Consider the following 14,988-nt stretch of genomic DNA (forward strand, 5'->3'; position numbering starts at 1 on the left):
ATCTAACTAAATTTGAAAATAAATTTATCACTAAAGGATTTTCTATTTTATTTTCAAATTTAGTTTCTATAGTTAATGGGAAATTAGTTGATTTAAATTCAAGCTCTGCATTAATAATACCATCTTGATTATATTTTTGAAGATCCTTTAAATAATTACTATCACCACTTATTATAATTCTATCAACCTTTTCATGTCCTTTAACAATCTGTATAAATATTTCTTTAAGCGTATGTTTAAGGCTATTTGCTACTGTTTCATTGATTTTTTGATAATCCATATTTATTATACTACCACTCTGATTAACTTCTATCACTTTATTAGTAATATCTTCATCTGTTTTTAAGATATTACTATAATACAATAATATTTCTTCTGCTAAATCTCCATCTATTGCTAGTTCCGTACTAATTTTTTTAATTATAGAGGAAGTACCGATTTGTATAGCACCAAATTTTTGAATAGTATCACTTTTATAAGTTAAAAAGATAGTTCTTTCTTCCCCTATATTAATAAAAATAAGTTTCTGATGAACTTGTTTTAATAAGTAACTAAGTTCAGTCTGAGAGAAAAGTATAATAGGTGCAAATATTATAGCCTCTATTTGTATAGCAAAAAAATCAAAGAGTTTTTTCCAATTCATCAATACCGTATTAGATATCCCTATTACCTGAACATCTGCAGAAATCTTTCTAGCATATAAATTAATGGGATTTTTAATTATAACATTATCTAAGTAAATATTAATAGGTAGCACATTAGTAATAAAATAATCACTCCCTATTTGATTTTGAAAAAAACTCACATCAAAAGTATTTTTTAAAACCTCCTGAGTAATAATTGTATATACAAAAGAATTTACTGGATATACAAAACTTTGGTAATTATCTAGAGCTAAACTTAAAATTATCTTAATAATACGTTTTTTAGCTTGAATTTCAGCTTTATTAATTGCCAACGCAATACTCTGGTGAGCATTCTGAAAATTAGTAATAAGACCGTTATCAATACCTAATAACTCATTACAAGCATAACCTAGTACTTGATATTTCTGGTTATTAGTAATCTGTACAATTAAACAATGTACGAATTTATCACTTATCTCTAGAAAAGCTATTCTTTCATTTTTATAGGTAAGTTTTTTTAGAAAGTGCCACATCTTTTTATAAATCATTTATTAATTTCTGATATTTTGGCATAATAAACATTTTAATTTTTACTCTGGTATCTATATACTCTATATTTCTATTAAAAATCTGGTGTCGTTCATGTAATGTTATAAGTTTAGTAAAAATTTTCTCAACTCCATCTTCGGGGAGTTTAATAGTGATATTATTCTTCAGGATAATATCAAATCTAATACCATTGTAACGTAGTTCTTTAATCTGTTCTAATAAATAGAAATCATAATATATTAAGAATCTAATAACTTCAGATTGAACTAAAGCATCGCGTCCTTTAGTAATTAAAATCAATGTCTGAAAATCTCTATCTAGGGCTTTTCTTAGCAACTTATTTTCCACATCAACTACAAAATATTCTAAATTATCATCCTGCCATAAAAAATAGGGGTTCTTCTCAACTACTTTAATAGCTAAAGTATCAGGATATTCTACATGTATAGAAGCATTAGCAAACCAAGGTAAGCTTATGATATATTTTTTTACCTCAGTTATATTAACATCCTTAAGCTTCTTACCAAAGAAATGATTTAATTTATTATGTATTGTACTTTTTACCCCGCTACTAGCCCCACTAATCTCAATCTTTTTAACCACTAAAGACGTATTAATAAAGTTCTTTATCTTAAAATATAATGCTCCTATTATAATTATTACAATCAACCACCATAGTATAACTAGATATTTTCTTTTCATTCCTAACATACCCTAGTATTATTCCTCATATTCTGCTGTTGTTAAGATATTTATACATAATTGGGTAAGATTTATGCCTTTAAAACGTGCTTGTTCAGGTACTAATGAAGTATTAGTCATACCTGGTTGGGTATTAAATTCTAAGAAATAAAGCTTATTTTGTTCGTTTAAAATAAAATCTACTCTAGCAACCCCCCTACATTTTAACACTTTAAACATCTTCTCAGCACATCCTAGAATATACTCACTAAGTTTATTCTCTAAATTAGGAGATATTATATGTTTAGAACCATGCAAAGCATATTTTGCTTCATAATCATAAAAATGGCTTTTAGAAATAATTTCAGTAATTTCTAATGCTTTACCATTAATAACTCCTACTGTAAGTTCTCTACCTTTAATATATTCTTCTAGCATTAGATTTTTATAATTACTAGCACTAGTTTTGATTTGTTTTGCTAAATCTACTAAAGAATTAATAATAGAAACTCCCACAGATGAACCCTCATCAATTGGTTTTAAAACCAAAGGAAAATCTAATTCTACTACAGCATTAGGATTATAAATTTGCTCCTTTGCTATCATTATCCCTTGCTGTGCTGCTATTTTTTTAGTAAGGATTTTATTCATAGCAATACTTGAAGTTAGTACTCCGGAATGAGTATAGGGAATTTTTAGAAGATCCAACAAGCCCTGAATTCTGCCATCTTCCCCGTATTTTCCATGTAAAGCATTAAATACTACAATATTACCCTGATATTGCTCTTTCATTTTTTGCAAAAAGTTAATAAGAGCTGTAATATTAGCAGTTAAATCATATTCTATAAACTCTATCTGCCCGTCTCTTAAAGCAGTAACAATAGTTTTAGCACTCTCAAGGGAGACGTCTCTTTCTTGAGATATACCACCGCTGAGTACAATTACTTTTTTATATTGCAATATATTTACTCCTCTTCATTATCTTTTAGTTTATCTCCTATAATTTTAATTTCCCATTTCAAAGAAATTCCAAATTTTTCAAAGACTCTCCTTCGTAACTCTTCCCCTAGATTTTCTAAATCTGAAGCTTTAGCATTATTCTCATTAATTAAGAAATTACAATGTTTTTTAGAAACACAGGCTCCACCTATCCTTAACCCTCTACCACCTACTGCATCTATTAACTGCCACGCTTTCAAAAAAGTACTTCTGTTGTTTGAGTCTATTTTTTCAGGATTCCTAAAAGTACTTCCTCCAGTTAAATTTTTAGGCTGGGTAGCACTCCTTTGTTTCTTAATTTCTAACATAAGAGTATTTATTTTATCTGTATTTCCGCCATACCCTTGTAAATATGCTTTGGTAAAAATCAGATTTTTTGTATTTCGACATTCCCGGTAATATAATCCCATTTCTTCTGCTTGAAATATACCCTTTTTTCCGAAGATATCTAGAACTTCAACTTTTAATAAAATATCTTTAAATTCTCTACCAAAAGCCCCTGCATTCATTGCTATACCACCTCCTATACTGCCTGGTATCCCGCTTAAAAATTCCAAGCCACTAATTGCATTATCTCTTGCACTTAGTGACACACTATAATCAAGAGCAGCAGCTCCTACTGTAATTTCTAACCCTGATACATAAGTAGTTGCAAATTCTTTTTGTAATTTAATTACAACTCCTCTAATCCCGTTATCTCTAACTAAAATATTAGATCCTGCCCCCAATAATGTTATAGGTAGTGTTTTAGGTTTATGTTGTAAAAAACACTCTAATTCTGCGAAATAGTTAGGAGTAAATAAATAATCTGCTGTTCCAGCGGTTTTAAACCAAGTAATTTTTCCTAAGGGAAAGTTTTTTTTTAATATAGTTTTAAAGTTAGGAAATATTTCTTGTAAATTCTGTTCCATAATAATATTTTATATTTTTTCTAAATTATTAACAAAGGTATTAGCAAAATAGGTGATGTCACCGGCTCCCATAAAAACTACTAAATCTTTAGCTGTAGTAACATTCCTCACAATATTATACAACATCTTCTTATCAGGAATATAACTTACATTTTTATGTCCGTGCTTTGTTATACAATCTACTAAACTTTTGGCATTAACTCCATCAATTGCTGATTCTCCGGCACTATACACATCTAAAATAAATACATAATCGGAGTCGTTAAAGCAATTACAAAATTGTTCAAAATGGGCTTGTAATCTAGTATATCTATGGGGCTGAATTACTGAAATAATTTTTCCTTCCTTAGTAAAGTGCCTTGAGGCTCTTAATACTGCCTCTATTTCAGAAGGATGATGAGCATAATCATCAATAAAAGTTACATCATTATGATGTCCGACTTTAGTAAATCTTCTTTTTACTCCGGGGAACCTTTGTAATCCTTCTCTGATAATTTCTAACCCTATATCTAAATTATCTGCTACTACTACAGCAGCTAGAGCATTCAAAATATTATGCTGCCCATACATAGGCAATATCATATTTTTAATAGTTTTTTCTTTTTCTTTATAAGTACACTCAATATCAAATTTTACCCCGCCGAATACATATTCAATATTAATTGCTCTATAATCAGATTGCGGTGAAGTACCGTACGTAATAATTCTTCTCTCAATAATATTAGGCAAAATACTCTTTACACCATCATCATCAATACATACTACTGAGAAACCGTAAAAAGGAATATTATGTACAAATCTAATAAAACTATCTTTTACATAATTATAATCCTTGAAATGATCTAGATGTTCAGCTTCTATATTAGTTACTAAAGAAATAACTGCCGGTAATTCCAAAAAAGACCCATCTGATTCGTCAGCTTCTGCTACCATCCAATTACTTTCACCCATTAAAATATTGTTTTCCCAAGAATTGACAATACCCCCGATAATAGCTGTAGGGTTTAGATTTGCATAATTTAATAAAAAAGAAATCAGAGATGTAGTAGTAGTTTTGCCATGAGTTCCTGCTACTGCTATCCCCCATTTAAAACGCATTAATTCAGCTAGCATTTTACCTCTTTTTAAAACCGGTATCTTGGCATTTAAAGCTGCTTGATACTCTTCATTATTTGGTAAAATAGCGGATGAAATTACTAAGATATCTGCATTTTTAATATTCTCAGCACTATGCCCTATTGTTACTTTAATCCCTAAGGATATTAGTCTACCTACATTAGTATTCTCTCCCATATCACTGCCTTGGATTGTATAACCAAGCCCATGCATTACTTCAGCAATACCGCTCATCCCAATACCACCAATTCCAACAAAATGAATAGTTCTTATTCCATTAAAAGGTGGGTTAAAAAAATTCTGCATCTAATCTTATTTGCTCCTATTTTTTATTTTCTATCGTACTTATTATATTATTATATATTACAGTTATTCTAAACCACTAATACCTATTTGTATCAACCATAAATGAATAGTCTTTATTCTATTAAAAGGTAGGTTAAAAATATTCTGTATCTACTCTTACTCTTTTCTTCTATCTTACTATATAATTCTCTCTATTATATTAATAATTTCATTAACTGAATTTTCTTTATAAGATTTAGCTACTAAAGCTTCTTTTTCTTTAAGATTTAGCTTAGTATTTAAAATATCTTTTAAGCAACTAGCTATTCTACTACTGTTTAAATCTTTTTGCAAAATTAGTTCTGCCCCACCCATTGCTGAAATCTCTTTAGCATTATAAGTTTGATGGTTATCAATTGCATATACAAAAGGGATTAGTAATGAATATCTGCCAATTGCTGATATTTCATGAATAGTAGCAGAACCTGATCTGGCAATAATTACATCGCTTTGCCACATTAATTCTGCAGAATTAATGAAAAATGATTTAATATCATAACTTACTGAGGTTTTTTGCCATTCCCTACTAACATCTGTTAAAAATTCTACTCTACACTGATGATACACTTTAAATTTTTTCTGCTCATCTGTGGTTAACATAGCAAAACTTTTAGGAATAATCTCACTAAAAACGGCAGCTCCCTGCGAACCCCCTAAAATTAAAATTTGATAGTAATCTTTTTGAATTTTAGGTTTTGCTCTGAAATCTAAGAATTCTTCTCTAATAGGCAATCCTGTATAATGAATTTTAGTTTGGTATTTTTTCTTAATTCCATAGGTATTTTGAAAAGCAGTAGTAATAACTTTAGCGAACTTTAAGAAAACTTTATTAGCTCTGCCGATATAAGCATTTTGCTCATGTAATATAATAGGGACTCTAAGAATTACTGCACTTAATAAAACCGGTACAGCAATATATCCACCAAAACTTATAACTGCCTGTGGCTTTATTTTTAAGAAGTAAAAAATACTCTGTAAAAACCCTATTACTAATAAAAATAGATTCTTTAACACAGTTAAAAATGATTTTCCAAAAACTCCCGCAACTATAATATTAATTAATTGTATTTGAGGATTCCACTTATTTTGATAATTATTAGCTCTATTATCCATTATTACAAATACTTCTGCATGGTTTTTATGTAAAGCAATAGCAAGAGCTTTAGCCGGAAAAATATGTCCTCCTGTCCCACCAGCAGTTATTATTATTCTCTTATTTTGGATTTTTAGCATGGTCTTTCCTCAAAATTAGTCTATTAATGTGTCTTTTTTCGTAAAAGCTAAAATAATCCCTATTAAAAAGGCTGTAGAAACCAAAGAAGAACCCCCGTAAGATAATAAAGGTAATGTCATTCCTTTAGTTGGCATTAAATTAACATTTGAAGCTACATGAATAAGTATTTGGGTACTTAATAAAGTAGCAATGCCGCTTAATGCCATAACAAAGAAGATATTATACTTTTTCTGAATAATACCTGTATAGATTTTCAATAATATTATTAAATAAAGACCCAATACAATAAAGGCAAATAATAATCCTAATTCTTCTAATAATACTGAAAAAATAAAATCCGTATGAGAATCTGGAAGATATGCTTTTACTACGCCATTTCCGGCACCTACTCCGAAGATTTTACCATTTTGAATAGCATCAATTGCCCTTAATACCTGATAAGATTTTTGCTCGCTAAAAAAACTATCTATTCTATAACTTACATGACTAAAATTAAAATAAGTAAAAATTAAAAAAGCAATTCCTATGATAAACAAAAATAAAATAAAGACAATATTAATACCTGAAACAAAGATAATTACGGCAAAAATTGCTGTAATTAACATTACCATACCAATATCCGGTTGCATTAGTAGTAATAAAATTACTACTAAATACAGTAAAAATGAAACAAAATATAACGAAGATAAACTGGTTTTTAAATAGAATTTATCCCACAAAGTTGCAATTACAATCGGAAAACTTACCTTTGCAAATTCTGAAGGTTGAATTGATACATTAAAGAAATAAACCCAGCGTTTTGCTCCCTTTATCTCGTCTCCCACTAACAAAATACCTATTATCAAAAGTAAAGAAATCACAAACATAACAATAGCTAATTTTACAATTATCTCTTTCGATAAAAAAGACATTATAGCTAGAATACTCAGAGCCATCCCTAAATAAATTATATGATTATTTATAAAATAAGTTCCTCTAACTCCTATTCTACTGGCAATAAATGGTGACGTTGAAATTATTAAAATAAGTCCGATAAGCATGAGTAATAAAATAGTAGAAAATAAGATTTTATCTATACTCCACCACCAATTGTTTAAAAAATCCTGTTTAGCTCTATTGAATATTAACAAACTTTAAACTCTTAACTATTGTAGAGAATATATCTCCTCTCTCTTCAAAATTTTTAAACATATCAAAAGATGCCGCCGCCGGGGAAAATAAAACTACAGCTTTTTTCTGAAATATGGAATTAATAGAAAGTATTTCAGAAGTAAGTACTTCATCATTACTTTTTTCAGCGTGGCTATTATAGTTGGCTAATGTATTTGTTAATCCAATAGTAGGGGTATAAGCTTTAATATCCGAGGTTATTATACTAGCAGAAGAATTATTACTTGAAGATACCTTATTATTAGAAATTAGCATACTGGTATTGATTTTGTTGTGAGATATTGTATTACCAGTATCAATATTTATACATGAATTAAGATTAGTTGTTGCTTTAGCAAGAGTTGTATTAGAAACAAAAGTATCAGGCAACCCAAATGCAATCTGCATAGCTGTTTGCTCGTCTAATCTTGCATCTAATTGTTTAACCTCAAGCCCCATTGTAGCAAGCATTGCCGCCATAACTGCATCTTGTACGGATCTACACATAATATAAGGTATTCTATCTTCTAAGAGCTTTGCAAATAAAGCTTTGGACTTCCCTATTAAGAAAGCATATTTAATTTTATCAAAATATTTCTCACATTTACCCAGTGTTTCTGCCTTAGGTATTCCTCCTAAAATCCAATAGATATTATCAAAGGTTTTTAAAGCAACTGCTGCTGAGTCAGGATTTGTGGCTTTACTATCATTAATAAAATCTATATGTTCTAAAGATCGTACTAAGTTCTGCCTATGTTTTAATCCCTTAAAAGTTCGTAAGCCTGTAATTATTTCTTTACTCTGTATCTTATTTAACTTAGCAATTGCATAACTAGTAGCTATATTTTGGTAATTATGTTCTCCACGCAAATATTTTACCTCATTCGCTAAATTAACAATTAATTTATTTTTATTATCAAAATTATCGTATAAACAATCATTAATTACATAAATCCCTCCCTCCACGGCTTGCCTTGTGGAAATAGGAATTACTTTAGATTTAGTTAAACTTTGTGCAATACTTTTTGCGTACACATCATCCATAGAGATTATAGCATAATCATCTTTGGTTTGATTATCAAAGAGTTTCTTCTTAGCATTGATGTAGTTATCAAAACCGCCATGATATTCTATGTGATCTTCACTAATATTTAAAAGAGCTACATACTGAAATCTAGAATGATGTAACAGTTCTATTTGATAAGAAGAAATTTCTATAATATACAACCCTAAATCACTAACATTAGGTACATCTAAAATAGGAAATCCGATATTACCACCCATTACGGATTCTTTTTGTGCAACTTGAAATAAGTGCTGAGTTAAAGCTGTAGTAGTTGATTTACCATTAGTACCAGTAATGCCCACAAAATTTTTAGAATTATTACATAACCACAAAAGCTCTATATCACAAAGCAATTTAAATTTAAATTCTTTTTGCTTTTCTATTATATAATGAGGTTTGGGATAATATAAACAAATACCTGGAGAAACCACTACAAAATCTATTTCTAGATAATTTACTGTTCTTAAATCTACCATTTTAAAATTTTGAGAAGAATAAACCTCCCTAATTTTAGGATTATCATCATAAGCTAAAACTTCATAACCTCTTTTCTCTAAAAATTTATAAGCACTAACACAGGACTTCCCTAACCCTAATACTAATACTTTTTTATATTTTGTTAATTTTTGAATATTCATAGGTACTTATTTTACATCTAATAATAATAAACAGATAATACAAAAAATTACTGTTATTAACCAAAATCTAGTTACAATTTTTATTTCTGCATAACCTTTTTTTTCAAAGTGATGATGCAGAGGAGCCATTAAAAAAATTCGTTCTTTAGTCATTTTATAATAATATACCTGTAGAATTACAGAGAGGGTTTCTATAATAAAAATTATACCGATTAGTATTAACATCAATTCATGTTTAAAGGCATAAGCAACTGCAGCAATAGTAGCTCCTATTGCTAAAGAGCCTGCATCCCCCATAAAGATTTGAGCAGGAGAACTATTAAACCATAGAAACCCTAACAAAGCCCCTATCATTGCGGCAATGATTATTAATACTTCAATTAATTTATTATAAACAATCGGAGAACCATTAGCAAAATTATAAACTTTTGGCGTTAAAACCAACATTAAAGCAATAAAAAGAGTAGTTAATACAGTACCTGAAGTAATAGTTGCTAACCCGTCTAAGCCATCAGTTAAATTTACAGAGTTAGCAGTTCCCACAAATACAAAAGCAATAAAGAAGAAATACCAATTACCTAAGAAATAATATTGTTTCTCGATAAAAGGGATATAGAGAGCTTTAACCATATCCGAGGTAAAATCTTCAGATATATAAATTGCTATATAAAAACTAAAAATAAACCCTAAAATTAATCTTAATTTTCCAGATAAACCTTTAGAGCTTTTAGAAATAAGCTTTTTAAGATCATCAATTAATCCTAGTAAGAAGAAAAATACACAACTTCCCAAAATACCAAATATTAAATGGTTAAACTGTTTTACCCATAATAAAGTACTCACTATAAAAGTAAACACTATTAAAATTCCACCTAAAGTAGGAGTTCCTTGTTTTTGTAAGTGGTTACTCGGTCCGTCATCTCTAATGGGTTGCCCTCTAGCTTGAAGTTTTCTCATCAATGCTATAAAAGTGGGTCCTAATAAGAGCATTAGCAAAAAAGCCGTTAGAAATGCAAACCCAGCTCTATAAAAATAATCTATTTCAAACCATATTACCATAACTTCCTCTTAATAAATTTCTTAATACCATCATAAATTATAATTAGTTAATCTTTAGTTTATTTAAGTAGTTTACTACTTCATAAAGTTGTAAGGAATTAGAGCCTTTTATTAAGATAATAACATTATTTTGTAAATATTGCGGTAATTCTTTTATTAAGTCTTGATAATGCTGGAACTTAGCTCCCTCATACCCAAGTTCATCAAATAGTAACCCCATATTTTCCCCTACTGCTAAAAAAATATCTATTTTAGCAGTTTTTATTACCTTAGCTAATTGTAAATGTTCATCTTTAGGGTTAGCTAATTCCAGCATATCTCCCAAAATGATAATTTTTTTTTTATTTTTAACTTTATCCAATGTTAAAATTGCCGACATCATTGCTACCGGACTAGCATTGTAACTATCATCTATTATATCAATTACGATATTATTAGCAAGTACCAATTGATCCATTTTACCCCTCCCTTTGGGGATGATAAATTTAGCTAAATATTCTAAATAATTCACAGGATTTAACCCCAATATATGAATTGTTCCCAAACACAAACAAGATAATATAATATTATGCCTTGCTAAGGTATTCAATATGTATTTATATTCTTTATGATTTATTATTACTCTAACTTTAGTTTTAAAATTATCCAAGGGAAGTGCCTCTATTACCTGAAAATCTCCTTCTAAGTAACCAAAACTATAAATTTGTTTTATTCTTTGTTTGAGGGCAATACTTCTTAAGAACTCAAAATAATTACTGTTTCTATTAAGAATTAAAGTATCATAGGGAGTTAAAACTTTGATAAGTTCTGCTTTAGCTTTAGCAATATCATCAAGAGATTTGAAAGATATACTATGTGCATTACTAATTTCTGTAATAATAGCAATGTTAGGCTTTAACAAACTTCCCAGTAAGAGAATTTCTCCAGGATTATTCATGCCCAATTCAAAAATTCCTATTTCTGTATCTTTATTAAGTTTACTTAAAGATATGGGTACCCCCAGCTGATTATTAAAATTACCCATAGTGGCAACAGTATTATGAGTATTACTTAATAAGAAAGCTAACATATCTTTGGTAGTGGTTTTACCCACACTCCCAGTAATGCCAACTATGGTTCTGCTAAAACGCTCTCTGGCATATTTCCCTAAATCTCTAAGGGTTTTTGCTGTATTATTTACAATTAATAATGGGTAATTTTGATAAGATATTTTATAATACTGTTTTTCTATAATCAATAGGGAGGCTCCTCTTTTATAAGCATCATTCACATAATGATGCCCATTTATTTTACCACTACTAAGTGCTATAAAAATATCTCCTGCTACTATATTTCTTGAATCTATAGAGATATTCTGTGCACTAAAATTTTTAGTACTACAAAAGCCTGTAGCTAGTTTAATATTATTCTCATTAAAAATCATAGCTTAACTCTCTTATTTTTTAGTCAAACCTAAAGAGGTTACAGTTTCTTTTACCACTATTGTATCATCAAAGCTTATAGTTTTTTTGTTGGCTAGAATTTGGTAGGTTTCATGTCCTTTTCCGGCAATTACTAAAATATCTTGGGGTTGTAAATCTGCTACTGCCTTTTTAATTGCTTTTGCCCTTCCTAAACTATAATATTCTTTATTACTATTTAGAAAGGCTTTAAGAATTGCTTCTCTAATTATTAAGGGAGTTTCATCTCTTGGATTATCATCGGTTACATAAACAATGTCTGCAAAATCTCTAGCTATTTCTCCCATAATAAATCTTTTCCCAACATCTCTATTTCCTCCACACCCGAAAACTAATCTTAATTGACCTTTACAAAATGCTCTTAGAGATTTTAGTAATTCTCTTAAAGCATCTGGCGTGTGAGCATAATCCACATAAATACTAGCATCATTATAAGAGGTCACATATTCAAGCCTGCCTTTAATACTTCTCAGCAGAGGTAGAGTTATAAAAATTTCCTCTAAAGTTACTAATTTTAAGGAGTAAACTAGTAGAATTGCACATAATACATTATAAACCTGAAACTCTCCTATTAAATTCACACTAAACTTATTAGTTACTCCGTTATATAAGATTTCTATGGTTTGACTATCTTCTTCAATAGTAATATTAATTAATTTCAAAGTAAGGGCTTTTCTACCGTAATCCAATATCTGTAGGTTTTGAGTTATTAAATCCTTAATTAATTCTGCACCGTAAATATCATCACTATTAATTACTGCACTGCTGTTTGGAGATAATAATTCTAAAAATAATCGTTTTTTTGCTAACCAGTAATCTTCTAAAGTTCCATGATAATTTAGATGATCTCTGCTTAAATTACTAAACCCTGCAGCCACAATATTTAGGGCATTAAGGCGTTGTTGTACAAGCCCGTGACTAGAAGCCTCAACAATCATAAATTCTACTTTAGCTAATTCTGCTTTATACATAATTTTAGCTAAAAAGAGAGCATCAGGGGAAGTAAGAGTAGTATAGGAAGTAATATCTTGTTTAATATCCTGAAAAAACACTCCTAAAGTTCCTACTACTGCTGTTCTATATCCTAAATTTCGTAAAATTTGTGATACAAAAAAACTAATAGAACTTTTCCCATTAGTCCCGGTAATTGCTATGACTTTTATAGGGTTTATTACATAAAAAGCTAAACTTACTTTGGCTAAAAAGTCTTTGGTATCAGTTACTTCTAAGCATAAAATTTTAGGATTCTTAAACAGAAAATTTGCTATGTTAGAATGGCAATCTTTTTCAATAACTATAATTATTGCCCCTTGTTTTATAGCTGTCTCTACATAATTATGACCGTCATCCGCAACACCTTTAATTGCTATATATACGTATCCGGGTTGTACTTCCTTAGAATTATTTGCTATCCCTTTAATTTTGATGTTAGGTTTTCTTTTTAAAGCCTCTTGATTAAGAATATCATTTATACCGATTTTAGTAATGAGTTCCTGAAACTTCATATTTTCCTTCCTTCTATTCTTGAGTTAGCACTACTTGAGAAGATATTACTTTAGGGGTTACTTTCTGAGACTTGGGTATATCCTGATAGTTATTAATAAATGTTATGATTTCATGGGGAGAATTTTTATTAATATTTTCAGCATTATCATAAACTTTGTTAATCCCCAAAACTTCTCCCATACTGTTAATAAGTTTATATACAGCTCTTGAGGCTATAATTCCTCCTGTAATTCTATAATTATTAGCCTTTAACCTTTTGGGTTCATCAATTGCTACCATAATTAAATATTTAGGGTCTTCAGCAGGAAAAAAACCGATAAACGAGGCTAGAACTTTATTAATATTATACTTCCCACCTTCTTGTTTTTCAGCAGAGCCGGTTTTACCGGCTACATTATAACCTATTACATTTGCCTGTCTACCGGTTCCCTGAGCTACCACTAATCTAGCTATACTTCTAAAAAACTTTGATGTTTTCTCGCTAAAGATCTTTTTTGTTATAATTTTGGTGTTTATATTCCTTTTTCTTAAGGATAAAGGAATATAATAACCCTTATTAATCAGAGGTAACACAGCGTTGGCAAGCACTGCCTGAGAAAGAGCAATACCATAACCATAAGATAAGGTAATAAGAGATAATTCATTATTAAATTTTGGATAAATAGCAGATTCTTTTTCCGGTATTTCTATAGATGTTGCTTGTAAAAGTTGTAAGTCGTTAAGATATTTAATAACATTATCCATCCCTATATCTCTAATAATAATTGAGGTACCGATATTAGAAGAATACATAAATACCTCAGGGAGTACAATACTTCTATTAATATACGAATAATCAGTTATTACATAATTATCTTTAACAATAGGTTTGCTAACATCATAATAATCATTAAGCAAACAAGTATTAGTTTCTAAACACACTCCTAAAGAAAAAAGTTTAAAAACAGATCCCGGTTCAAAAATTCCCTGAGAAGCATAATTAAATAAATTATTAGTATTTAAGACTCCCCTAGTATTAGGATTAAAATCAGGTAAGGATACCATAGCTAAAACCTCTCCTGTTTTAGCATCTATTACCATCCCCATTGCAGCTTTAGCTTCATTAACTTCCTTAGCATCTTTTAGAATTTCATATAATAAGCTCTGAATTCTTAAATCAAGGGATAACTCTACATTTCTATGATTTAACTCTTCCTGCAAACTATATTCAATTCCGGAAATCCCCTTACCATCTACATTAGTAATTCCCACCACACTTGAGAATAAGTTAGCATAGGGATAATAACGTTTGTATTCCTTTTCAAAATACAAACCTATAATTCCGTATTTTCTAATTTTAGCCTCTTCTGCAATACTAACATTGCGTTTAACCCATACAAAAGGATTCTTAGGATTTAACATTTTATCCCGTTGTATTTTATTAAAACCGAATACTTCTACCAAAGCTTTATGAGCTACACGCACATCTAAGATCTCTTTAGGTCTTAGATAAATAGAAACAGATGGTATAGTAAGAGCTAAAGCATTTGCATTTCTATCCAAAATATCATATTTAATAACATTTTTATTTTCTTTACTAACAAAACTCTTAAGGTCTTTGAGATCGGAAGAGCGTCGTGTAGGGAAAGAGTGTAGATCTCGGTGGTCGC

At 29.5% G+C, this 14,988-nt stretch carries 11 protein-coding genes; all 11 read right to left on the reverse strand.

The window, feature by feature from the left end:
* The coding region (locus ACQCX0_RS00200) for a hypothetical protein (RefSeq protein WP_462562019.1) at positions 1-1,174 on the reverse strand (1,174 nt) is incomplete at its 3' end.
* On the reverse strand, positions 1,164-1,877 hold the full coding sequence (locus ACQCX0_RS00205) for a cell division protein FtsQ/DivIB (RefSeq protein ID WP_462562020.1): 714 nt from the start codon (positions 1,875-1,877) through the stop codon (positions 1,164-1,166). The genes ACQCX0_RS00205 and ACQCX0_RS00200, both read right to left, overlap by 11 nt.
* A gap of 18 nt (positions 1,878-1,895) precedes the next feature.
* Positions 1,896-2,816: a D-alanine--D-alanine ligase gene (locus tag ACQCX0_RS00210; protein WP_462562022.1), complete on the reverse strand. Its 921-nt coding sequence runs from the start codon at positions 2,814-2,816 to the stop codon at positions 1,896-1,898.
* Between the two features lie 5 nt (positions 2,817-2,821).
* Entirely contained in the window at positions 2,822-3,766 is a 945-nt protein-coding gene (gene murB / locus ACQCX0_RS00215; protein WP_462562024.1) for a UDP-N-acetylmuramate dehydrogenase, read from the reverse strand.
* Positions 3,767-3,775: 9 nt separating this feature from the next.
* Positions 3,776-5,188, reverse strand: coding sequence for a UDP-N-acetylmuramate--L-alanine ligase (gene murC / locus ACQCX0_RS00220; RefSeq protein WP_462562025.1), 1,413 nt, complete (start codon positions 5,186-5,188; stop codon positions 3,776-3,778).
* A 177-nt stretch (positions 5,189-5,365) separates the two neighbouring features.
* The gene (locus tag ACQCX0_RS00225; protein ID WP_462562026.1) at positions 5,366-6,460 is read right to left on the reverse strand and encodes a UDP-N-acetylglucosamine--N-acetylmuramyl-(pentapeptide) pyrophosphoryl-undecaprenol N-acetylglucosamine transferase; all 1,095 of its coding nucleotides are present in this window, start codon (positions 6,458-6,460) and stop codon (positions 5,366-5,368) included.
* Between the two features lie 15 nt (positions 6,461-6,475).
* Entirely contained in the window at positions 6,476-7,591 is a 1,116-nt protein-coding gene (locus ACQCX0_RS00230; protein WP_462562027.1) for an FtsW/RodA/SpoVE family cell cycle protein, read from the reverse strand.
* Positions 7,575-9,314 (reverse strand): UDP-N-acetylmuramoyl-L-alanine--D-glutamate ligase, encoded by a 1,740-nt coding sequence (murD, locus tag ACQCX0_RS00235; protein WP_462562028.1) that lies wholly within the window; start codon positions 9,312-9,314, stop codon positions 7,575-7,577. The genes ACQCX0_RS00230 and murD overlap by 17 nt, the downstream gene beginning before the upstream one ends.
* 6 nt (positions 9,315-9,320) lie before the next feature.
* The gene (gene mraY / locus ACQCX0_RS00240) at positions 9,321-10,373 is read right to left on the reverse strand and encodes a phospho-N-acetylmuramoyl-pentapeptide-transferase (RefSeq protein WP_462562029.1); all 1,053 of its coding nucleotides are present in this window, start codon (positions 10,371-10,373) and stop codon (positions 9,321-9,323) included.
* Positions 10,374-10,416: 43 nt separating this feature from the next.
* Complete coding sequence (locus ACQCX0_RS00245) at positions 10,417-11,796, reverse strand: UDP-N-acetylmuramoyl-tripeptide--D-alanyl-D-alanine ligase (RefSeq protein ID WP_462562030.1); 1,380 nt, start codon at positions 11,794-11,796, stop codon at positions 10,417-10,419.
* 12 nt (positions 11,797-11,808) lie between these two features.
* Positions 11,809-13,338, reverse strand: a complete 1,530-nt coding sequence (locus ACQCX0_RS00250; protein WP_462562032.1) for a UDP-N-acetylmuramoyl-L-alanyl-D-glutamate--2,6-diaminopimelate ligase — start codon at positions 13,336-13,338, stop codon at positions 11,809-11,811.
* Between the last annotated feature and the right edge of the window lie 1,650 nt (positions 13,339-14,988).

The organism is Candidatus Hepatincolaceae symbiont of Strigamia maritima, assembly GCF_055505085.1.

Coding starts and splice junctions, on each gene's coding strand:
- ACQCX0_RS00245 (WP_462562030.1), bottom strand. CDS start 11,796: ATGATTTTTAATGAGAATAATATTAAACTAGCTACAGGCTTTTGTAGT.
- mraY (WP_462562029.1), bottom strand. CDS start 10,373: ATGGTAATATGGTTTGAAATAGATTATTTTTATAGAGCTGGGTTTGCA.
- murC (WP_462562025.1), bottom strand. CDS start 5,188: ATGCAGAATTTTTTTAACCCACCTTTTAATGGAATAAGAACTATTCAT.
- murB (WP_462562024.1), bottom strand. CDS start 3,766: ATGGAACAGAATTTACAAGAAATATTTCCTAACTTTAAAACTATATTA.
- ACQCX0_RS00250 (WP_462562032.1), bottom strand. CDS start 13,338: ATGAAGTTTCAGGAACTCATTACTAAAATCGGTATAAATGATATTCTT.
- ACQCX0_RS00225 (WP_462562026.1), bottom strand. CDS start 6,460: ATGCTAAAAATCCAAAATAAGAGAATAATAATAACTGCTGGTGGGACA.
- murD (WP_462562028.1), bottom strand. CDS start 9,314: ATGAATATTCAAAAATTAACAAAATATAAAAAAGTATTAGTATTAGGG.
- ACQCX0_RS00205 (WP_462562020.1), bottom strand. CDS start 1,877: ATGAAAAGAAAATATCTAGTTATACTATGGTGGTTGATTGTAATAATT.